We start from the raw sequence: 20,859 nt of genomic DNA on the forward strand, positions 1-20,859 counted from the left end.
TGTGTTCGATACGCCGGTTCACCTGACGGCGAATCGGCCACCCCTGTCCTGCTCCGCAGGGGTCCGATTCCTCCCCCGCCTGAAGGCGGGGGTTTCCACGGAGGTATCTGATGAAGCGAATGCCCTGCATGGAGGCCGTGGTCGCGGTGCTGGAATCGGAGGGCGTGGACACGGTCTTCGGCATTCCCGGCGCGGCCATCCTGCCGCTGTACGCCGCGCTCCAGCACAGCTCGATCCGGCACGTCACCGTACGGCACGAGGAGGGCGGCACCCACGCGGCCGACGGCTGGGCGCGGGTGACCGGCAACGTCGGCGTCTGCATCGGCACGTCGGGCCCGGCCGGGACCAACATGATCACCGGCCTCTACACGGCGCTGGCCGACTCGATCCCGATGATCTGCGTCACCGGCCAGGCGGTCAGCTCCAAGCTGCACCAGGAGGCGTTCCAGGCGGTCGACATCGTGGAGATCGCCAAGCCGGTGACCAAGTGGGCGGTGCAGCTCAAGGAGCCCGCGCAGGCGCCGTGGGTGTTCAGGGAGGCGTTCAGGATCGCCCGCTCGGGACGGCCCGGGCCCGTGCTCATCGACCTGCCGATCGACGTGCAGCGCGGCACCTGCCTGTACGACCGCGAGCTGGACGCGCCGCTGCCCGTCCCCGTGCCCGAGCCGCTGCCGCGGTCCGTGCGCGCGGCGATGGACCTCGTCGAGGAGGCCAGGCGGCCGATCATCCTGGCCGGCGGTGGCGTGATCATCGCCGAGGCGTGCGACGAGCTGCGCGCGCTGGCCGAGCACCTCCAGGTGCCGGTGCAGGTGACGCTCATGGGCAAGGGCGCCTTCCCCGAGGACCACCCGCTGTTCGCCGGGATGGCCGGCATCCAGACGCAGACGCGGTGGGGCAACGCCGCGTTCCTGGAGAGCGACCTGGTGCTGGCCGTCGGCGCCCGCTTCGGCGACCGGCACACCGGCGACCTCGACGTCTACCGGCGCGGGCGCACGTTCGTGCACGTGGACATCGACCCGCTGCAGATCGGCCGGGTCTTCGAGCCCGATCTCGGCGTCGTCGGGCACGCCAGGCCGGTGCTCGCCGCGTTACGCGACGAGGCGCGCCGCCGCGGAGCGCCGCGCGAGCCGTCCACGTGGGTGCGCAGGGTCGGCGAGCTGCGCGGCACCCTGACCCGCAGGGACGACTTCGACGAGGTGCCGATCAAGCCGCCCAGGGTGTTCAGGGAGATCAACGAGTACTTCCCGCGCGACACCACGTTCGTCACCGCGATCGGGCTCTACCAGATCTGGTCGGGCCAGTTCCAGACGACGTACCTGCCGCGCCGCTACCTGGTCTGCGGGCAGGCGGGGCCGCTCGGCTGGGAGGTGCCCGCCGCCATGGGCGTCAAGCTCGCCCATCCCGAGCGGCAGGTCGTGGCCGTGGTGGGCGACTACTCCTTCCAGTTCCTCATGGAGGAGGTGGCGGTGGCGGCGCAGTACCGGGTGCCGTTCGTCATCGTCATGATCAACAACGAGTACCTCGGGCTCATCAGGCAGGCGGAGCTGCCGTACGGGATGAACTACGCCGTCGATCTGCACTATGGGGAGGGCGGCATCGACCATGTCAAGGCGATGGAGGCGTTCGGCTGCCCGGCGCGCCGCGTGGAGCTGCCCGGCGACATCCGCGACGCACTGGCCTGGGCGAGCGCCGAGGCGGCGCGCGAGCGGCTGCCGGTGCTGGTGGAGGTGATGGTGGAACGCGAGGCGAACGCCGCCATGGGGCCCTCGCTCGAAGCGATCAAGGAGTTCGAGCCGCTGCCCGAGCTCATCACCGCCGACTGGTCGGACTAGGGAGGGATGGACATGCGGCTCAAGCCGGGCACGTCATGGCGGGAGGCGTACGAGCGGTGCTGCTCCGCCGCCCCTGAGGCCTTCCACGACGATCGCGTGCTGAACCACTGGGGCGGCATCTGGCACCGCGACGGGCGGCCGGTGCCCGGCTTCTCGCCCCTCGACGGCACCGCCATCGCGGGGCTGCCCAGACTCGACAGGGCGGGCGCCGGCCGGGCGGTGGCGGGCGCGGTCGAGGAGCACCGGCGCTGGCGGCACACGCCGCTCGCCGAGCGCAAGGCGATGGTGTCGGCGGCCGTCGAGTCGATGGCCGCCCACCGCGACCTGCTCGCCCTGCTGCTGGTCTGGGAGATCGGCAAGCCGTGGAAGACGGCCTGCGCCGACGTGGACCGCTGCCTGGACGGCGTGCGCTGGTACGTCGAGGAGATCGACCGCATGGTGGACGGGCGCACCCCGCTGCCTGGCCCGGTCAGCAACATCGCGAGCTGGAACTACCCGATGAGCGTGCTCATGCACGCCATGCTCGTGCAGGCGCTGGCCGGCAACGCGGTGATCGCCAAGACGCCCACCGACGGCGGCCTGTGCTGCCTCACCCTGGCCTGCGCGCTGGCCGTGCGGGAGGGGCTGCCGTTCACGCTGGTCAGCGGGGGAGGGGCGGAGCTGTCGCCGGTGCTGGTCGGCTCGACATCGCTGGGGTGCGTGTCGTTCGTCGGCGGCAGGGACGCCGGGGCGAAGGTGGCGACCTCGCTGGCCGGGCTCAGGGGTCTCGGCCGGCGGCACGTGCTGGAGCAGGAGGGGCTCAACTGCTGGGGCGTGTGGGAGTACGGCGACTGGGACCTGCTCACGAGGCAGATCCGCGCCTCTTTCGACTACGGCAAGCAGCGCTGCACCGCCTACCCGCGCTTCGTCGTGCAGCGCTCGCTCTTCCACGAGTTCCTGGCCGCCTACCTGGAGGCGGTGGGGTCGCTGCGCTTCGGCCATCCGCTGGCCGTGGCCGATGCCGATGACCCGCTGCCCGAGCTGGACTTCGGGCCGCTGATCAACGCCTCGAAGGCCAAGGAACTGGCCGATCAGGTGGACGAGGCGGTGGCCAGGGGAGGGGTCCCGGTCCACCGGGCATCGCTCGATGACGGACATTTCCTGCCGGGGCAGGATATTTCGGCGTACTTCGCGCCGACGGCCCTGCTCAACCCGCCGCCCTCCTCACCGCTGCACCACGCCGAGCCGTTCGGCCCTGTGGACACGATGGTGCTGGTCGACACCGAGGCCGAGCTGCTGGCCGCGATGAACGCCAGCAACGGCGCCCTGGTCGCCACGCTGTCGTGCGAGGAGGAGGCGACGTTCCGGCGGCTGGCCCCCGAGGTGCGCGCGTTCAAGGTCGGTCACAACCGGCCGCGCTCGCGCGGGGACCGCGACGAGCTGTTCGGCGGGCTCGGCGCGTCGTGGCGCGGCGCGTTCGTCGGCGGTGAGCTGCTCGTCCGCGCCGCCACGAGCGGCCAGGACGGCGAGCGCCTGCCCGGCAACTTCCCCGGCTACACGCTGCTGCCAGGGGAGGGCTAGAAGGCGCCGAAGCGGGTCGCCGTAAGCAGGACGAGGAACGTCAGCATGGCGACCCGCAACAGCTTCCCGCCGGCGCCCAGCGACGGCCACGACAGGTAGGCCAGCCAGCCGATGAACGCGATCACCGGCAGCACCGCCAGGCCGCCCAGCGGGTTGGTCACCGCGAAGCCGGCCAGCAGCAGGAGCACCATCAGCGCCGGCACCACCCACCGGGGCACCTGCGTGAACAGCCAGGCCATCGGCACCGCGCTGCGCTGCTCCACCGCCTTGCGCAGGCCGGTCGCACCCGGCGTGAAGAACTGCTCGCCCGGCGGGAGCGGGCGCTTGCCGCCGGTGACGTCGTCGCGCTTGTCCGCGCGCCTCTTCTCAGGGGCCACGCCGCGAAGCCTACGGGAGTTCGCGCGACTCGTGGGGCCCGCGCCTCTAGGCTGGTCGGGTGCTCGCCGTGATCCGATACACCGTTCCAGAGTCCCAGTCGCAGGACTTCGTCAAGCAGGGCCACACCATTCTCGACACCTTCGCACAGCAGCCGGGCTACCAGCGCGGCCGGCTGGCCCGCTCGGTCGACGAGCCCAACCTGTGGGCGCTGGTCACGGAATGGGAGGGCGCCGGCTTCTACCGCAGGGCGCTGTCGGCCGCCAAGATGGTGATGTATCCGCTGATGATCCTCATGCTCAACGAACCCAGCGCGTTCGAGGACGTCTACACCCAGGACGCCCACGACGCTCATGAGGCCCGTGACACCCCGGACGGGACGTAGCGATTACACGCGCGCGAGGGCGGCCGACCGTGCCCTAAGCTGGGAGCTCATCGAAATTTCCCTCGCCGACCTCCAGCCGGAAAGAGAACCAACCAAAATGGCACGACGCACCGACGTCATGGACACCATCGTCAGCCTCGCCAAGCGCCGCGGGCTCGTCTACCCGTCGAGCGAGATCTACGGCGGACTGCGCGCGTCGTGGGACTACGGTCCACTGGGCGTCGAGCTGAAGAACAACGTCAAGCGGCAGTGGTGGCTGTCGATGGTCCAGTCCCGCGACGACGTGGTGGGCCTCGACTCCTCGGTCATCCTGGCGCCCGAGGTGTGGCGCGCGAGCGGCCACGTCGACACCTTCACCGACCCGCTGACCGAGTGCCTGTCCTGCCACAAGCGCTTCCGCGCCGACCACCTCCTCGAGGCCTACGAGGAGAAGAACGGCAAGGAGCCCGAGGGCGGCCTGGCCGACATCACCTGCCCCAACTGCGGCAACAAGGGCACCTTCACCGAGCCCCGGCAGTTCAGCGGCCTGCTCAAGACCTTCCTCGGCCCGGTCGAGGACGAGTCGGGCCTGGCCTGGCTGCGGCCCGAGACCGCGCAGGGCATCTTCATCAACTACCTCAACGTGCAGCAGTCGGCGCGCAAGAAGATCCCGTTCGGCATCGGCCAGATCGGCAAGTCGTTCCGCAACGAGATCACGCCAGGCAACTTCATCTTCCGCACCCGCGAGTTCGAGCAGATGGAGATGGAGTTCTTCGTCAAGCCCGGCACCGACGAGGAGTGGCACCAATACTGGATCGACGAGCGCTTCCGCTGGTACTCCGATCTGGGCATCAACAAGGACAACCTGCGCCTCTACGAGCACCCGCAGGAAAAGCTGTCCCATTACTCCAAGCGCACGGTCGACGTCGAATACCGCTTCAACTTCGCCGGCTCGGAGTGGGGTGAGCTGGAGGGCATCGCCAACCGCACCGACTTCGACCTGTCGGCCCACGCCAAGGCCTCCGGCGTCGACCTCAGCTTCTTCGAACAGGACAGCGGCGAGCGCTACGTCCCCTACGTCATCGAGCCGGCGGCGGGCGTCGACCGAGCCACGCTGACGTTCCTGCTCGACGCCTACAGCGAGGACGAGGCGCCCAACGCCAAGGGCGTCATGGAGAAGCGCACGGTCATGCGGCTCGACCACCGGCTCGCGCCGGTCAAGGCCGCGGTGCTGCCGCTGTCGCGCAACGCCGACCTGTCGCCGAAGGCCCGCGACCTCGCCGCGCAGCTGCGCCGCCGCTGGAACGTCGAGTTCGACGACGCGGGCGCGATCGGCCGCCGCTACCGCCGCCAGGACGAGATCGGCACGCCGTTCTGCATCACGGTCGACTTCGACACCCTCGAGGACAACGCGGTGACGATCCGCGAGCGCGACTCGATGCGCCAGGAGCGCATCTCCATCGACGGGGTCGAGTCCTACCTGCGCCAGCACCTCAACGACTGATCCACGAGGTCTCGACAGGGCCGCTCGCCGTTCGGCGGGCGGCCCTTCGCGCTGTCCATGGGCCTCCTGACCTGCGGTTTTCCACCGAAAAATCGTATAAAGGCGACGGTTACGCTGGTTTTCGCGGTGACTTGATGACATTCGTCCTAAGCCGATCACGGCCGATCCGAGGGACGAGGAACTCATGCGTACACCACGTTTCGCTCTTGTCTTGCTCGCCGCCGCCGCGCTGATGATGACGGGCGGCGCCGCGTTCGCCGACCCCGAACCGTCCGCCCTGGAGCTGCGCGTCGTCGTGGACGACTGCCTGCGCGGAAGCGTGCAGCCATGACCGACCCCACTCTCCTCGAACGCGCCCTGTTCGAGATCAAGCGCGTCATCGTCGGCCAGGACCACATGGTCGAGCGGCTGCTCGTCGCCGTCCTCGCCAAGGGGCACTGCCTGCTCGAAGGCGTGCCGGGCATCGCCAAGACGCTGGCCGCCGAGACGACGGCCACGGTCGTCGGGGGCACGTTCGCGCGCATCCAGTTCACCCCCGACCTGGTGCCCGCCGACATCGTCGGCACCAGGATCTACCGGCCCTCCAGCGAGACCTTCGACGTCGAGCTCGGGCCCGTCATGGTCAACCTGCTGCTCGCCGACGAGATCAACCGGGCGCCCGCCAAGGTGCAGTCGGCGCTGCTGGAGATCATGGCCGAGCACCAGGTCAGCATCGGCGGCACCACGTACGAGGTGCCCCGGCCCTTCCTGGTGCTGGCCACCCAGAACCCCATCGAGTCCGAGGGCGTCTATCACCTGCCCGAGGCGCAGCGCGACCGCTTCCTCATGAAGATCGACGTGGACTATCCCAGCGAATCGGAGGAGCTGGCGATCGTCTACCGCATGAGCGTGGACCCGCCCGCGCCCCAGAGCGTCCTCGGCCCTGAGGAGGTCGTCGCGCTGCAGCGCAGGGCCCAGGAGGTCTTCGTGCACCACGCGGTCGCCGAGTACGCCGTCCGCCTCGTCTACGCCACCCGCGACCCCGACCGGTACGGCATCCCCGACGTGGGCCGGCACCTCGCCTTCGGCGCCAGCCCCAGGGCCACGCTCGGCCTGCTGGCCGCCGGCCGCGGGCTCGCCCTGCTGCGCGGGCGCGACTACGTGCTGCCCGAGGACGTACGCGACCTCGCGCACGACGTCATGGCCCACCGGCTCGTGCTCTCCTTCGACGCGCTGGCCGACGGGGTCATGCCCCGCCAGGTCGTGGACCGGGTGCTGGCCGCCGTGCCGCTGCCGGTCATCGCTCCCCAGCAGCGGACGGACGCCGCATGAAGCCGTACCTGATGGCCGAGCCCGCCCTGCGCAGGCTCGAGCTGACGATCACGAGGAGACTCGATGGGCTGCTCCAAGGCGAGCATCTGGGACTGGTGCCCGGTCCTGGCAGCGAGCCGGCGGAGTCGCGGGCGTACCGGCCGGGCGACGACGTGCGGCGCATGGACTGGAACGTCACCGCGCGCACGAACGAGCCCCACGTCCGTGACCTGGTCGCGGACCGCGAGCTGGAGATCTGGGCGCTGCTCGACGCCACCGCCAGCATGGACTTCGGCACCGTCGCCATGGAGAAGCGCGAGCTCGCGCTGTCGGCCCTGGCGGCGATCGGCTTCCTCACCCAGCGCACCGGCAACCGCATCGGCGTGCACCTTCTGCACGGCGGCGGGGTCAGGACGCTGCCCGCCAGGACGGGCAGGCCGCACCTGATGGCGCTGCTGCAGGCGGCGTTCGCGCTGCCGCGCACCGCGCCGGGCGTGGCCGAGCCGCTGCTCGGCGTCGCGGCCGAGCAGCTCGGCCGGGTCACCAGGCGGCGCGGGCTGGTCGTCGTCGTGTCGGACTTCCTCGACACGACGGAGACCTGGGAGCCGCCGCTGCGCTGCCTCACCGCCCGCCACCAGGTGCTGGCCGTGGAGGTGATCGACCCGCGCGAGCTGACCCTGCCGGACGTCGGCATCCTCACGCTGATCGACCCCGAGTCGGGGCGGCGGCGCGAGGTCGCCACCGGCAGCGCGCGGCTGCGCCGCAGGTACGCCGAGGCCGCGCTCGCGCAGCGGGACGCCGTCTCCGGTGCGCTGCGCCGGGCCGGGGCCGCGCATCTGCGGCTGCGTACCGACCGGGACTGGGTGCGCGACCTCGTCCAGCACGTCATGCGGCAGCGCAGGATGGCCTCGCTCGCCGCGAGCCCCACCCGGCACGGCTCCGCCCCCATGGGAGCCCCCACAGGAGGTGGGGCGGCATGAGCCTCATCGCGCCCCTCTGGCTGCTGCTGCTCGTCCCGGTGGCGCTGCTCGCGGTCACGTACGTCGTCATGGCGCTGCGCAGCCGCACCTCCTACGCCGTCCGCTTCGCCAACTACGACCTGCTCGACAAGGTCGCGCCGCGCCGGCCCGGCTGGCGCAGGCACGTCCCTGCGGCGGCGCTGCTGCTCATGTTCGCGCTGCTCGTCATCGGCTTCGCCCGGCCGACCGCCGAGGTGCGGGTGCCCAGGGAACGGGCGACGATCATGGTGGCGTTCGACGTGTCCGCGTCCATGGGGGCCACCGACGTCGCGCCCAACCGGTTCGAGGCGGCCAAGGCGGCGGCCACCCAGTTCGTCCGGGGGCTGCCGGAACGCTTCAACCTCGGGCTGGTGTCGTTCTCCGGCTCGGCCTCCGTCGCCGTGCCGCCCACCACCGACCGGCAGGCCGTCCTGTACGCGCTGGAGCGCCTCGGCACCGACTCGGGCACCGCCATCGGCGAGGCCGTCTTCACCTCGCTGGAGGCCATCGCGGCGCTCGACACCGAGGAGGAGGCGCCGCCCGCGCACATCGTGCTGCTGTCGGACGGCTCCAGCACCACCGGCCGCACGGTCAGCGACGCCGCCACCGAGGCGTCGTCCCGTGGCGTCCCCGTCACCACCATCGCGTACGGCACCGCGGACGGCGTCATCAGCCTGTCCGGCCGCGACGTGCCGGTCCCCGTGGACGGGCCCGCCCTGCGGAGCCTCGCCGAGTCCGCCGGGGGCGGCTTCTACGAGGCCGCGAGCGGTGACGAGCTGCAGGCCGTCTACGAGGACATCGGCACCTCGGTCGGCTACCGCACCGAACGTCAGGAGGTCTGGCAGTGGTTCGTGGCAGCGGGCCTGATCTTCGGCCTGATGGCGGCGGTGACGTCGATGCTCTGGTTCTCGAGGCTCCCATGAGAGGCCTCGGCACTCCCAAGGGCCCCTCCTTCACCACCCCGCCTCCCGCCGGCACAGGACCCGGCGAGGCAGGAAGCACCGCCTCAGGGCCCACCGACGCGAGAGGCGGACCGGGGGGAGGGCCCGCGCCGGGCGCAGGGGCAGGGCCCGTGCCGGGCGCAGGGGCAGGGCCGGATGCGGGGGCTGGTCCGCAGGCCGGGCTGGGGGCCGGGCTGGGGGCCGGGCTGGGGGCAGGGCCGCCGGCGGGGCTGGGGGCGGGGCACCTCCTCAGCTCCGCGCCGCCCCCGTCCAGACACCGCGCCTCGGGGGGAGGCGCGTCGCCGGCCGGTTCGGTATCCGGCGGCACGGCCTCCCATGGCGCGCTGCCCGCAGGGGGCTCGCCCGGGACGGCGGGTGGGCCGTCTGGAGGCGGCCTCTCCCGGGGGCGGGTGCTGGCGGCGGCGGCGTTGGTCGCCGTCGTCGCCGGGGCCGTGGCCGGGATGGCGGGTGGGGTGGCGGGGGGCCTCGCGGGGGCGCGGATGAGTGAGCAACCCGCTGCGCCGGCGGCGCTGCCCCGGGTGGCGCCTGCCCCCTCCGCGCCGCTCACCGGGCTCAGCGCGACGGCGGCGCGGGTGCTGCCGAGCGTGGTGTCCATCGAGACGGGGACCTCAGGAGGGTCCGGGTTCGTGGTGGACGGCCAGGGGCACATCCTCACCAACGCGCACGTGGTCGCGGGCAGTACGCAGGTGACGGTGGTGCTCGCCGACGGGACCCGGCTCACCGCGCGGGTGGCCGGGGCGGACGGGGGCGAGGACCTGGCCGTCCTGGAGGTGGACCATCCCGCCGAGCTGACGCCGGCCACGCTGGGCCGGTCGTCCGAGCTGGCGGTGGGTGACCAGGTGCTGGCGATCGGGTCGCCGCTGGGCCTGTCGGGCACGGTCACGTCCGGCATCGTCAGCGCGCTCGACCGCGAGGTACGCCTCGGCGACTCCCGCCGTACGGCGGTGCAGACCGACGCCTCGATCAACCCCGGCAACTCGGGCGGCCCCCTGGTGAACGCCCAGGGCGAGGTCGTCGGGGTGAACACGGCGATCGCCGCGAGCCGGGGCGGCGGCAACATCGGCATCGGCTTCGCCATCCCGATCGACAGGGCGGCGCCCATCGCCGAACGCATCATCCGAAATTAGGGTGCAAGACATGCGACTGCTGGTGGTGGAGGACGAAGAGGACCTGGTCGACGCCATGCGCGTCGGCCTGGTCCGGGCCGGGTACGCGGTGGACGTCGCCTTCGACGCCCCGGCCGCGCACGAGAAGCTGCAGGTCAACACCTACGACCTGGTGCTGCTCGACCTCAACCTGCCTGGCGGCGACGGCTTCCAGCTGTGCCGGTCGGTACGCGCGGCGGGCCAGGGCGTGCGGATCATCATGGTGACCGCCCGCGACCGCCTGGACGACCGGGTGCGGGGCCTCGACGAGGGCGCCGACGACTACCTGGTCAAGCCGTTCGCGTTCCCCGAGCTGCTGGCCAGGGTGCGCGCGCTGCTGCGCAGGGACGCGACGGGCGGCACGGCGGTGCTGGAGGTGGGCGGCCTGCGCATCGACACGGCCAGGCTGGAGGTGTCGCTGGACGGCCGCGCGCTGGCGCTCACGCCGAAGGAGTACGGCGTGCTGCACTACCTGATGACCCGCCCGGGCCACGTCGTCTCCACGGAGGAGCTGCTCGAACACGTCTGGGACGAGCACGCCGACCCGTTCACCAACACCGTGCGGGTCACGGTCGGCAACCTGCGCCGCAAGCTCCAGGAGGACGGCCTGATCGAGACCGTGATCAGCCGGGGCTACCGGCTCAAGGAGCCGGCGTCATGATCCACACCATCCGCTTCAGGCTCACGGTGCTCTACTCGGGCCTGCTGTTCGTGCTGGCCACGCTGGTGCTCGGCGGCATCTACTTCGCCGTGTCGAAGACGACCGAGCAGCGCCCTGTCTCGACGGAGTTCGCGAAGACCTACAGCGGCAACCAGTACCTCGGCAGGCGCGAGGTGGTGTTCGTGGAGGAGGTCGAGAACGCGGTCAACGTCGAGACGATGGCGGCGCTGCGCAACTACTCGCTGCTCACCCTGGCCGGCCTGTACGTCTCCAGCCTCGGCATCGGCTGGGTGCTGTCGGGCCGGGTGCTGCGGCCGGTGCGGTCGATCACGCGTACGACGGAGGAGATCCAGGCCACCGACCTCAAGCGGCGCATCAAGCTGGACGGCCCGCGCGACGAGCTGAAGGACCTGGCCGACACCATCGACACGATGCTCGACCGGCTGGAGGAGGCGTTCAGCGCGCAGCGGCAGCTCATCGACGACGCCTCGCACGAGCTGCGCAACCCGCTGACCATCATCAGGGCGAACGTGGACGCCGTCCTTGCCGCCCCCGACGCCAGCGAGGAGGAGCGGGCGCGGGCGGTCGCCATCGTGGACCGCGCGACGACCCGGATGACGACGCTGGTGGAGGACCTGCTGGCGACGGCGCGGCGGCAGGGCACGGCGTTCGCGGACACGGAGGTCGACCTGGCCTGGGTGGCGGGGGAGGCGTGCGAGGAGTACGCGGCCCCGGCCGCCGCCCGCGACGTGACGATCGTCAGGGAGCTCGGGACGGGCCTGGAGATGATCGGCGACGCCGACGCGCTGCGCCGCTCGGTGGCGAATCTGCTGTCGAACGCCGTCCGCCTCTCGCCCCCGGGCGGCACGATCAAGGTGGCGGCCGGCCGCGCGGGCGGCTGGTTGTGGGCGGCGGTCCGCGACGACGGCCCCGGGCTGCGCGAGGCGGACCAGGCGCGGGTGTTCGACCGGTTCTGGCGCGGCGAGGCCAGCCGCCGCGACCGCCACACGGGCCTGGGCCTGGCCATCGTGCGGCAGATCGTGGAGTCGCACGGGGGCAGGGTGGCGGTGTTCTCCAGGCTCGGCCAGGGCGCCACGTTCGTGCTCTGGCTGCCGCCCCGCGAAGGCGCCGGCGACGCGCCACCGGAGATCAACCCCCTGAGCGCCGCCGGCACACCGCGCGGGTGAGGAGGAAGGCCGGCACGGGCAGCACGAACCCGGCCGGCGGGCCGGGCCTTGCCCTTTTCCCGGCCTGGTGGGAGTGGCCATGGGGGCCTGCTGGTGGGGGTGTGACGTGATTCTTCACCGGCTGCCCGCCTTTCTCAAGAATTGGTGTAAACCAATTGGTCTAATCCAATTTTCCGACTATGGGTCTTAAAATTGGATTAGACCTGTCGTACCGTGTTCACCAGCACAAACATCGACTTAACGGAGTGGTGCAGTTTCATCATCAATTTCACCGGTAGAGTCCGGTTCAGAGGCGTTCGATTGGAGCTGTGGTGGCCAAGTACGTTTACGATTTCACCGAGGGCAACAGGAATCTCAAAGATCTTCTCGGCGGTAAGGGCGCGAACCTCGCCGAAATGACGAACCTCGGGCTGCCGGTTCCCCCTGGATTCACGATCACCACCGACGCGTGCCGCCACTACCTGGCGGAAGGCTCCCTGCCGGACGGGCTGGAGCAGGAGGTCGCCGGGCACCTCGCGGCGCTGGAGTCGACGATGGGCAGGAAGCTCGGCCAGGCCGACGACCCGCTGCTGGTGAGCGTACGTTCAGGGGCGAAGTTCTCCATGCCCGGGATGATGGAGACGGTGCTCAACATCGGCCTCAACGACGAGTCGGTGCACGGCCTCGCCAAGCAGGCGGGCGGCAACGACCGCTTCGCGTGGGACTCCTACCGCAGGCTCATCCAGATGTTCGGCAAGACCGTGCTGGGCATCGACGGCGACCTGTTCGAGGGCGCGCTCGACCGGCTGAAGGGGCGGCGCCAGGACACCGACCTGGACGCGGGCGAGCTGCAGCAGCTGGTGGAGGCGTACAAGGGGATCGTGCGCGAGCAGACCGGCGCGGACTTCCCCGCCGACCCGCGCGAGCAGATGCGCCTGGCCGTCATGGCCGTCTTCGACTCGTGGAACGCGCCGCGCGCCATCCTCTACCGCCGCCAGGAACGCATCCCCGCCGATCTCGGCACCGCCGTCAACATCATGGCCATGGTCTTCGGCAACTACGGCGACGACTCCGGCACCGGCGTCGCCTTCACCCGCGACCCCGGCTCGGGCCAGCAGGGCATCTACGGCGACTACCTGCAGAACGCCCAGGGCGAGGACGTCGTCGCCGGCATCCGCAACACCATCCCGCTGCAGGACCTCGAACGCATCGACCCGAGCTCCTACCGCGAGCTGCTCGCCATCATGGAGACGCTGGAGAACCACTACCGCGACCTCTGTGACATCGAGTTCACCATCGAGCGCGGCAAGCTGTGGATGCTCCAGACACGGGTCGGCAAGCGCACCGCCGCGGCGGCGTTCTGCATCGCCACGCAGCTCGTCGACCAGGGCCTGATCACCATGGACGAGGCCGTCACCCGGGTCACCGGCGACCAGCTCGCGCAGCTCATGTTCCCCCGCTTCGACGGCGGCGCCGAGAAGAAGAAGATCGCCAAGGGCATGAACGCCTCACCGGGCGCCGCCGTCGGCAAGGCCGTCTTCTCCTCCGAGCGCGCGGTCGAGCTGGCCGAGCAGGGCGAGGACGTCATCCTCGTCCGCCGCGAGACCAACCCCGACGACCTGGCCGGCATGATCGCCGCCAGGGGCATCCTGACCAGCCGCGGCGGCAAGACCTCGCACGCCGCCGTCGTCGCCCGCGGCATGGGCAAGACCTGCGTGTGCGGGGCCGAGGAGCTGGAGGTGCTCCCCGCCGAGCGGCGCTTCATCGCGCCCGGCGGCGTCGAGGTCTCCGAGGGCGACGTCATCTCCATCGACGGCCGCACCGGCGAGGTCTTCCTGGGTGAGGTGCCGGTCGTGCCGTCGGTCGTGGTCGAGTACTTCGAAGGCGCCGCCGAGCCCGCCGACGACCTGGTCAAGGCCGTGGACCGGATCATGCGGCACGCCGACGGCGCCCGCCGGCTCGGGGTGCGCGCCAACGCCGACACCCCCGACGACGCCGCCCGCGCCCGCCGCTTCGGCGCGCAGGGCATCGGGCTCTGCCGTACGGAGCACATGTTCCTCGGGGAGCGGCGGCAGCTCGTGGAGGATCTGGTGCTCGCCACCACCGACGAGGAGCGTCAGGCCGCGCTGGACGCCCTGGAGCCGCTGCAGAAGTCCGACTTCATCGGCATCTTCCAGGCGATGGACGGCGTGCCCGTGACGATCCGGCTCATCGACCCGCCGCTGCACGAGTTCCTGCCCGACCTGGTGGAACTGTCGATCAAGGCCGCCACCCAGGAGGCCACCGACAAGGACCGGCGGCTGCTGAGCGCCGTCAAGCGCCTGCACGAGCAGAACCCGATGCTGGGGCTGCGCGGCGTGCGGCTCGGCCTGGTCATCCCAGGGCTGTTCGCGATGCAGGTCAAGGCCATCGCCCAGGCCGCCGCCGAGGTGCCCGGCGCGCGTCCTGAGATCATGATCCCGCTGGTGGCGGCGGTGCAGGAACTGGAGTCCGTACGCGAGGAGGCCGTCAAGATCCTCGCGGAGACCGGCGTCGAGGCGCTGATCGGCACCATGATCGAGGTGCCGAGGGCGGCGCTCACCGCGGGCCGGATCGCCGAGGCCGCCGAGTTCTTCTCCTTCGGCACCAACGATCTGACCCAGATGGCGTGGGGCTTCTCCCGCGACGACGTGGAATCCTCGTTCTTCCACCGCTACCTCGACCTCGGCATCTTCGGCGTCTCGCCGTTCGAGAGCATCGACAGGGAGGGCGTCGGGCGCCTCATCGAGATCGCGGTGGCCGAGGGCCGCGCCGCCCGCCCCGACCTCCACCTCGGCATCTGCGGCGAACACGGCGGTGACCCGGACTCGGTCCACTTCTGCCACGATGCGGGCTTGGACTACGTCTCCTGCTCCCCGTTCCGCATCCCGGTCGCCAGATTGGAAGCCGGTCGCGCCGCCCTGGCAGAAAACGAATCCGACACCCGCTGAAGCCACCGGCGCCGGCGCCCGCACTCCCCGGGGCGGCCGCCGGCACCGGTCCCCTTGTTCGGAGAGGACCGAGAGAAGACGGCCGTCGGAGAGCGCTGTGGAAGGGCTCCTACGCCCTCCCCCGCCCAAGAAGCCGCACCGTCGCGCCCGGTGAGCGTCTCAGAGGGAGTTGAGGAAGTCCTCCAAGACCTTGTTGTAGGCGTCTGGGCGTTCTATGTTCGGGTAGTGGGCGGCGCCGTCGATGGTCACTGAGCTGCCGTTCACGACCGTGGTGGCGAGGCGTTCCGCCATCGCCATGTGGTCGGGGGAGTCGGCGGCGCCGTGGACGGCCAGCACCGGGATCTCGATCTCCCTTATGCGGTGCCAGGTGTCCTTCACCGGTGTGACGTGGTTGGGTTCGTCTGCCGTGTGCTTGCTCATCGTGGCTCGCGCCATCGCTCGCAGGCGTCGTGGCACCTCGGGGTCCAGTTCCGTGAGGTCGCGGTACGGGCCCAGGCTGACCGTCAGGAAGCCCTCGATCGAGCCTTCCAGGTCGCCGGCGGCCATCGCGGCGTGCCAGGCGGTCATGGCCTGCCGGGTCCACGGGTCCTCGAAGTACGGCTCGCTCGTTCCCGCCCCCGTCACCACCAGGGCGCTGACCAGCTCAGGGTGCTCCAAGGCCGTGTCCACCGCGAGTCCCGCCCCCATGGAGACTCCCACCAGCACGGCGGGCCCGGTGCCGAGGTGCCGCAGCAGGGCGGCGAGGTCGTCGGTGAGCCGGTACGGCCCCGTGGCGTTGGCGGAGCGGCCGTGGCCGCGGGCGTCGTACGCGATGACCCGGTAGCTCTCGGAGAGCACCGGAATCTGGTCGTTCCACATCGTGTGGTCGAGGAAGCCGCCGTGCAGCAGGACGACGGGCTTGCCGGTGCCGTTCTCGGTCCAGAACAGATCCTTCATGACAACCAAGGTGTCATGTTGGCGCGAGAATGACAACTCAGGTGTCATCATGGAGGAGTGAGCGAGACACGAGGAACGCCACCGACCGACCGTCTCACCGAGGTCTTCGACCTGGTGGGCCCCCTCTACCGGCGCGCCCAGCGCAAGGTGGAGCAGGACGCGCCCATCGAGGGCCTGTCGGTCGGGGTGCGGGCGGTGCTCAACATGCTGCGCGAGCACGGCCCCATGACCGTGCCGCAGATGGGCAGGGAGCAGGCGCTGAGCCGCCAGTTCGTCCAGCGCATGACGAACGACGCCGCCGCGCGGGGCCTGGTCGAGACCGCGCCCAATCCGGCGCACAAGCGTTCGTCGCTGATCCGGCTGACGGAGGAGGGGCGGGCCGCCATCGAGGCGGTGATCGAGCGCGAGCGTACGGTGCTCCGCCAGGCGGGCGGCGACCTCACGGAAGCGGAGATCGAGACCTGCCTGCACGTCCTGTCACGGCTGCTCAGGCTGCTCGACGACATCGACATGGACTGAAACGCGCGCCGCCCGAAGGCCCGCATGGGCCTCCGGGCGGCGTCAAAAGCGGGTCGGCCGGCTCGTCGTCGTCTCAGACGAGCGGGTCAGCGTCGTACGGGCTCGTCGTCCCAGACGAGCGGGGTCACCGTGCCGGAGACCCAGTCGCGGCGCAGGATCGCGTAGGCGATCGAGTCGTGGGCCGACCCGTCGGGCGCCGGCCACGCCTCGCGGTAGTGGGCCTCCTTGACGTAGCCGCACGCGCGGAAGACGGCCCGCATCGTCACGTTGTCGCCCCGCGTCTGCCCCTCGACCCGCTGGATCTGCGGGAAGGCGTCGAACAGATAAGCCGTGAGCCAGCGCACCGCGTCCTTGCCCAGCCCGCGCCCCCGGAAGCGGGGCAGGATCCGCAGGTCGAACATGGGCGTCGGGTCGCTGAGGTCGGTCAGCCTGACCAGCCCGGCCCGCTCCCCGTCGGCGATCTGCCAGAACGTACGGTTGTCATCGTCGTCGTAGACCCCGTCGGCGACCCGCTTCCTGATCGCCTCGGGATCCTGCACCCCGGCGTGGAACGGCCAGGGGTCGGCCATCAGGAAGGCGACCAGCGCCTCGGTGTCATCGGGGAAGAGCCGCACGTACTCGATCTGCACCCGGTCATCGTCCTGGCCTCTCGGACGCCCGGTCAACCGAATAAACGCGCCGCCCTCCCCGTCACAGGAGGGCCTCAGCGCACGGTGACCGTGTGCAGGAGGTTGTTGAGGCCGGTCGTGGCCTCCCACGTGCCGTCGTTGGCCAGCCGGATCGCGTACTCGGCCCGCGAAGGCCGCAAGGGATCGGGCAGGCCGAGCAGCAACGCGTAGTTGCCGGCCGGCAAGGACGCGGGCAGCGTGACCGTCTGCGCGACGGTCGTCGTCCCGCCCGCCTGCCACTTGCGCGGGTCGGCGGACAGCGGGATGCGGGTGACGGCGGAGGTGGCGGTGTCGCGCAGCACCAGCTGCAGGCCGCGTGGGTTGACGGGGGCGGCGTACCCGTCGTTCCTGACCGTGATGCGGACGGGGAGCCGCCCGCCGCGGGTGGCCGTGCCCGGGTAGGTGCCGGAGACGAGCGAGAGGCGGTAGCCGAGGCTGCGGCTGACCGCGGCCCGGCAGCCGCCGGTGCTCCAGCTCCCGAGCACGCCGGTGTGGTAGTCGGCGTTCAGGTACGACCAGTGGAAGCGCGCCAGCTCGTCCTGGGCGGTGGGGCAGTCGGAGCGCGGCGGGTTGGGGTTGCAGGTCTCGCCGCCCATGGCGACGTGGGCGGTGTCGGCGGAGAGGTACGGATACTCGACCGCGGCGTCCTCATAGGTGCCGTAGTCGTCGGGGCTGGCGAGGAAGCAGTCGTTGTGGTGCCCGATCCGTGCCACGGCGGAGCCCCCGTGCGCCTGCCCGGGGGTGACCGGCGTGGTGGAGTAGAGGGTGCGCTTGAACGTGGGGGTGCGCAGCTGCACCATCCGCGTCGAGGGCAGGACGCTCAGCAGCTTGTCGACGACGGCCTTGCGGTTGGCCCAGTCGGCGGCGGTGACGTTCCCGGCGTTGCCGAAGTTCTGGGTGTAGTACCACTCGCCCCAGGCGCCGATGAAGCCGGCCTGCATGACGTAGATGACGTCCTGGTTGGCCCGCAGGTAGGGGGCGAGCTGGTCGAGGTGGGCCAGCACACGGTCCTTCGGCGCGTCGGCGCCGTCCTCCGAGGCGGTGTAGGCGAAGCGCAGGATCATCTTCAGCCCGGCCTGCCGTACGGTGTCGAACTGCTGCTGGAGCTGGGCCAGCGCGGCCTGGCTGAGCGGGCCGCCGGTGAACTCGGCGAGGTAGAAGACGCACATGACGAGCGAGATGTTCTCGTTCGTGCGGTAGCTCCGCAGGGTGCCGGCGTCGAAGTCGTTCTTGTCGCAGTCGCCGGTGTGGTGGTAGAAGCCGCGCTCGGGGTTGGCGACGTCGGCGCCGCTCTGCGCGTACGTCACCGTGGCCGCCTTACCGGTGGCCCCACCGATGGCCAGGGCCGGGGGTGCGGTGAGTAAGGACGCGCAGAGGAGGAGCGGGAGGGCGAGGGTGCGTGCGAGCTGGGGCATGGGGCTCCCTAGGCATGCCGGGGGTCTCGGGCTTGCGCAACTAATCATGGAGTCCATGAGAATTAAGTCAAGACCTGGCCAACAAGAACCCAGGAAGACGCCATGTCCTTCAACGCTTAACGTCGGACTCCCCGGTAATGTCAGTCGTCCGAAGGGACCACCAGCCGCATCGCCGCCCGGTCGTTCCCGCCGACGATCACCGCGCCCGGCCGCGCCTGCGCCACCCACGTGTCGGGCATGACGGCCGGAGCGAGCACCCGGTCGTACGGCGCCCGCTCGGGGCACCCCCGCGCCGTGTCACCGACGATCAGGTGAGGACGCACCCCGGCCGCCACCAGGTTCCGCCACGTCTCCTCGGCCACCGTCGCGTCACCTTCGACCGACGTCACGCTGCCCGACTCGCCCGTCAGCCGGCACAGCAGCGCGGTGATCCACCCGCTGCCCGTGCCCACCTCCAGAATCCGCTGCCCGGGACGCGGATCGAGCAGCTCAAGCAGATCGACGACGCAGCTCGGCGCGAGCACCACGCAGCGGTAGGAGCTCGGGTCGCGGCTGCTCGGCGTGGCGATCGGCCGCCCGGAGTAGACGGCGTCCCACCAGGCCGTGGGATCGTCGTCGCGGTCGATCGGCCGCGCGCCGTCGTCTTCGAGCACGAGCCCGCGCGAGGGCACGAACCAGTGGCGCGGCACCTTGCGCAGCGCCTGCTCGATCGCGCCCGTCGCGCGCGGCCTGCGCTCGGCGATGGCCGCGAGCATCTCCTCCAGCCGCCAGGCGATGTGCGGAAGCATCGCCCTGGCCCCGCCGTCCTGCCTGCTCACATGGCCTCCTCCAGGCCGTCCGTATGCTAACGGTGACCGTAAGGCCACGGATCGCAACCTGGCAAGGGATCGCCGATGTTTTCGTCCGCGTTCTCCCTGTGCGCGAGCGTCCTCGTCAGTGCAGGGCGGCGGGGCTGGGCACGTCGAGCGGCACGTAGTCGTGGCGCATCCCGTGGTCGCCGAGCCACTGCCGCAGCCCCGCGACGGCCGCCGGGTTGGCCGCGACCTGGGCGGCGTACTCGGTCAGCGCCACCTCCTCGCCGTCGTCGAACAATAGCCGCGCGGGCCCCGACCACGACAGCGTCCACTTGGCCTCGCCGAGCTGGATCAGCACCGCCTCCAGCGCCTGCCCCAGCACGCCCGACAGCAGCGTCGGGGACGGGTTCCAGCCCTGCTCGAGCAGCTTCGCCTCCAGCTCCGCCTGCCGGCCCCGCGCGATCGCCTCGAAGGCCGCGTCGAGGTACGGCCGCGAGGCCCCCATCACCTGCTGGCCCGCCACCGCCAGGTCGTGCAGGGCGTCGGCGTTGCGGCCGGCGTACATGCCGTGGGCGACCAGGTCCTCCCATGGCACGGGACGCAGCGTCGCCAGCGCCTCCTGACTCCACATCGACTGCTCTACGGCCTGCACCGCCACGTTGGCGTCGATGAGCAGCGTCAGCGCCGAGCGCGGGTCGGGCACCTGCTGCGGCTCGGGCAGGTGCTCGATGGCCGCGAGGCGCTCGGACAGGCTCGGGTGGGAGTCGTAGGGCGAGACCTCCTCGGGCTGCTCGGCGAGCTTGGCGAGCTGCGACTGCCGGTCGGGGTCGCTCATCAGCGCGTGGAAGCCACCGAACACGGTCGCGGGCCTGGCGCCGCCCGCGCCGGTCAGCACGAGGTAGTTGTTGACGTACAGGTCCCAGCCCGCCGCCGTCGAGTGGATCTTGCGCAGCGCGCCCGCCATGGCCTGCCGGCCGCCGATCGCCACCGCGAACTGGTCGGCCTCCAGCTCCTGCCGGCGCGAGACGGCCTGGGAGATGCGCAGGTAGAGCTTGGCGTACCAGGTGAACAGGCGCTGCACGAACGGGTGGTTGCGCAGCCCTTGGACGGTCGCGATGAGCGAGACCCGCCCGCGGTAGACCGGCGCGCCCAGCCGGGTGTGCGCGCCGCTGTAGTGGCCGAGCTCGTGGCCGAGCACCGCGCGCAGCTCGTCGACCGTGAGCGTCTGCAGCAGCGGCAGGCCGATGAACATCCGCCGCCTGGTCGCCTTCATGCCGAGGAACTTGGTGTCCTCCGACACCGCCGCGTTCACCTCGGGCACCAGCCTGATCTCGTCGGGCGGCGCCGTACGGACGCGCTGGGCCAGCTCCTCCACCGTCTGCCACAACACCGGCTCGTGCTCGCGGCCGACCGCCACGCCGGGCTGCTCGCTGTCGCCGCGCCTGCTGACCATCACCAGCGCACGGACGAGCGCGCCCGCGGCCAGCGTGAACACGACCGCGAACTTGACCAGGTTGGCGTGGAAGTCCACCACGAGCAGCACGTCGAAGAAGACCGCGGCTGCCAGAATGAGGCCGACCAGCACGTAGAAGCCGGCGAGCAGGGTGAAGGCCAACACCGCTCGGAATGCTGTCGTCATGGGGGAGGGCTCCCGGGGAAGGGGTTCTCGCGAGGCTTGACACTAGCGGAGAGACGAAACTG

At 71.1% G+C, this 20,859-nt stretch carries 19 protein-coding genes; 13 read left to right on the forward strand and 6 right to left on the reverse strand.

The window, feature by feature from the left end; translation table 11 throughout:
- Window positions 1–110 precede the first annotated feature (110 nt).
- Together gcl and AB0K12_RS11000 are read left to right on the forward strand one after the other, a co-directional pair.
- A complete protein-coding gene (gene gcl / locus AB0K12_RS10995) occupies window positions 111–1,832 on the forward strand; it encodes a glyoxylate carboligase (protein ID WP_364558250.1) in 1,722 nt (573 codons plus the stop codon).
- A 6-nt stretch (window positions 1,833–1,838) separates the two neighbouring features.
- Window positions 1,839–3,392, forward strand: coding sequence for an aldehyde dehydrogenase family protein (locus AB0K12_RS11000; protein ID WP_364558253.1), 1,554 nt, complete (start codon window positions 1,839–1,841; stop codon window positions 3,390–3,392).
- On the opposite strand, the gene AB0K12_RS11005 is transcribed toward AB0K12_RS11000, so the two are convergent.
- Window positions 3,389–3,769, reverse strand: coding sequence for a DUF6703 family protein (locus AB0K12_RS11005; protein ID WP_364558255.1), 381 nt, complete (start codon window positions 3,767–3,769; stop codon window positions 3,389–3,391). The two genes, AB0K12_RS11000 and AB0K12_RS11005, sit on opposite strands and share 4 nt — an antisense overlap.
- Window positions 3,770–3,828: 59 nt before the next feature.
- Here AB0K12_RS11005 and AB0K12_RS11010 point away from each other — a divergent pair, with 59 nt between their 5' ends.
- The 10 genes from AB0K12_RS11010 (at window position 3,829) to ppdK (ending at window position 14,826) form a co-directional block, all read left to right on the forward strand.
- Window positions 3,829–4,152 (forward strand): antibiotic biosynthesis monooxygenase, encoded by a 324-nt coding sequence (locus tag AB0K12_RS11010; protein WP_364558258.1) that lies wholly within the window; start codon window positions 3,829–3,831, stop codon window positions 4,150–4,152.
- A gap of 97 nt (window positions 4,153–4,249) precedes the next feature.
- Window positions 4,250–5,635, forward strand: a complete 1,386-nt coding sequence (locus AB0K12_RS11015; protein ID WP_355420493.1) for a glycine--tRNA ligase — start codon at window positions 4,250–4,252, stop codon at window positions 5,633–5,635.
- Window positions 5,636–5,819: 184 nt separating this feature from the next.
- Window positions 5,820–5,966, forward strand: coding sequence for a hypothetical protein (locus AB0K12_RS11020; RefSeq protein WP_364558261.1), 147 nt, complete (start codon window positions 5,820–5,822; stop codon window positions 5,964–5,966).
- On the forward strand, window positions 5,963–6,946 hold the full coding sequence (locus AB0K12_RS11025) for a MoxR family ATPase (protein WP_364377574.1): 984 nt from the start codon (window positions 5,963–5,965) through the stop codon (window positions 6,944–6,946). The genes AB0K12_RS11020 and AB0K12_RS11025 overlap by 4 nt, the downstream gene beginning before the upstream one ends.
- Complete coding sequence (locus tag AB0K12_RS11030; RefSeq protein ID WP_364558264.1) at window positions 6,943–7,905, forward strand: DUF58 domain-containing protein; 963 nt, start codon at window positions 6,943–6,945, stop codon at window positions 7,903–7,905. The genes AB0K12_RS11025 and AB0K12_RS11030 overlap by 4 nt, the downstream gene beginning before the upstream one ends.
- A complete protein-coding gene (locus AB0K12_RS11035; protein ID WP_364558266.1) occupies window positions 7,902–8,846 on the forward strand; it encodes a VWA domain-containing protein in 945 nt (314 codons plus the stop codon). Before AB0K12_RS11030 ends, AB0K12_RS11035 begins: the two co-directional genes overlap by 4 nt.
- A 518-nt stretch (window positions 8,847–9,364) precedes the next feature.
- Window positions 9,365–10,012, forward strand: a complete 648-nt coding sequence (locus AB0K12_RS11040; protein ID WP_364558269.1) for a trypsin-like peptidase domain-containing protein — start codon at window positions 9,365–9,367, stop codon at window positions 10,010–10,012.
- 10 nt (window positions 10,013–10,022) lie between these two features.
- Window positions 10,023–10,691, forward strand: coding sequence for a response regulator transcription factor (locus AB0K12_RS11045; RefSeq protein WP_364377568.1), 669 nt, complete (start codon window positions 10,023–10,025; stop codon window positions 10,689–10,691).
- Entirely contained in the window at window positions 10,688–11,878 is a 1,191-nt protein-coding gene (locus AB0K12_RS11050) for a HAMP domain-containing sensor histidine kinase (RefSeq protein ID WP_364558272.1), read from the forward strand. The genes AB0K12_RS11045 and AB0K12_RS11050 overlap by 4 nt, the downstream gene beginning before the upstream one ends.
- Window positions 11,879–12,189: 311 nt before the next feature.
- Window positions 12,190–14,826 carry a pyruvate, phosphate dikinase gene (gene ppdK / locus AB0K12_RS11055; protein WP_364558275.1) on the forward strand — a complete coding sequence of 879 codons (2,637 nt, stop codon included), beginning with the start codon at window positions 12,190–12,192 and terminating at the stop codon, window positions 14,824–14,826.
- A gap of 159 nt (window positions 14,827–14,985) precedes the next feature.
- Here ppdK and AB0K12_RS11060 read toward each other — a convergent pair whose 3' ends face one another.
- On the reverse strand, window positions 14,986–15,762 hold the full coding sequence (locus tag AB0K12_RS11060; RefSeq protein WP_364558278.1) for an alpha/beta hydrolase: 777 nt from the start codon (window positions 15,760–15,762) through the stop codon (window positions 14,986–14,988).
- 57 nt (window positions 15,763–15,819) lie between these two features.
- Here AB0K12_RS11060 and AB0K12_RS11065 point away from each other — a divergent pair, with 57 nt between their 5' ends.
- Entirely contained in the window at window positions 15,820–16,281 is a 462-nt protein-coding gene (locus AB0K12_RS11065) for a MarR family transcriptional regulator (RefSeq protein WP_364558280.1), read from the forward strand.
- 86 nt (window positions 16,282–16,367) lie between these two features.
- Here the strand turns inward: AB0K12_RS11065 and AB0K12_RS11070 are convergent, their stop codons facing one another.
- The 4 genes from AB0K12_RS11070 to AB0K12_RS11085 form a co-directional block, all read right to left on the reverse strand.
- Entirely contained in the window at window positions 16,368–16,910 is a 543-nt protein-coding gene (locus AB0K12_RS11070; RefSeq protein ID WP_364558283.1) for a GNAT family protein, read from the reverse strand.
- Between the two features lie 74 nt (window positions 16,911–16,984).
- Window positions 16,985–18,364, reverse strand: coding sequence for a DUF4832 domain-containing protein (locus AB0K12_RS11075; RefSeq protein WP_364558286.1), 1,380 nt, complete (start codon window positions 18,362–18,364; stop codon window positions 16,985–16,987).
- Between the two features lie 140 nt (window positions 18,365–18,504).
- The gene (locus AB0K12_RS11080; RefSeq protein ID WP_364558289.1) at window positions 18,505–19,182 is read right to left on the reverse strand and encodes a hypothetical protein; all 678 of its coding nucleotides are present in this window, start codon (window positions 19,180–19,182) and stop codon (window positions 18,505–18,507) included.
- 115 nt (window positions 19,183–19,297) lie between these two features.
- Window positions 19,298–20,776 (reverse strand): M48 family metallopeptidase, encoded by a 1,479-nt coding sequence (locus AB0K12_RS11085; protein WP_364558292.1) that lies wholly within the window; start codon window positions 20,774–20,776, stop codon window positions 19,298–19,300.
- Window positions 20,777–20,859: the final 83 nt, after the last annotated feature.

This window comes from Nonomuraea sp. NPDC049419 (assembly GCF_040676995.1).
GTDB lineage: Bacteria > Actinomycetota > Actinomycetes > Streptosporangiales > Streptosporangiaceae > Nonomuraea > Nonomuraea salmonea.

Coding starts and splice junctions, on each gene's coding strand:
- gcl (WP_364558250.1), top strand. CDS start 111: ATGAAGCGAATGCCCTGCATGGAGGCCGTGGTCGCGGTGCTGGAATCG.
- AB0K12_RS11000 (WP_364558253.1), top strand. CDS start 1,839: ATGGACATGCGGCTCAAGCCGGGCACGTCATGGCGGGAGGCGTACGAG.
- AB0K12_RS11015 (WP_355420493.1), top strand. CDS start 4,250: ATGGCACGACGCACCGACGTCATGGACACCATCGTCAGCCTCGCCAAG.
- AB0K12_RS11020 (WP_364558261.1), top strand. CDS start 5,820: ATGCGTACACCACGTTTCGCTCTTGTCTTGCTCGCCGCCGCCGCGCTG.
- AB0K12_RS11025 (WP_364377574.1), top strand. CDS start 5,963: ATGACCGACCCCACTCTCCTCGAACGCGCCCTGTTCGAGATCAAGCGC.
- AB0K12_RS11030 (WP_364558264.1), top strand. CDS start 6,943: ATGAAGCCGTACCTGATGGCCGAGCCCGCCCTGCGCAGGCTCGAGCTG.
- AB0K12_RS11035 (WP_364558266.1), top strand. CDS start 7,902: ATGAGCCTCATCGCGCCCCTCTGGCTGCTGCTGCTCGTCCCGGTGGCG.
- AB0K12_RS11040 (WP_364558269.1), top strand. CDS start 9,365: ATGAGTGAGCAACCCGCTGCGCCGGCGGCGCTGCCCCGGGTGGCGCCT.
- AB0K12_RS11045 (WP_364377568.1), top strand. CDS start 10,023: ATGCGACTGCTGGTGGTGGAGGACGAAGAGGACCTGGTCGACGCCATG.
- AB0K12_RS11050 (WP_364558272.1), top strand. CDS start 10,688: ATGATCCACACCATCCGCTTCAGGCTCACGGTGCTCTACTCGGGCCTG.
- AB0K12_RS11060 (WP_364558278.1), bottom strand. CDS start 15,762: ATGAAGGATCTGTTCTGGACCGAGAACGGCACCGGCAAGCCCGTCGTC.
- AB0K12_RS11075 (WP_364558286.1), bottom strand. CDS start 18,364: ATGCCCCAGCTCGCACGCACCCTCGCCCTCCCGCTCCTCCTCTGCGCG.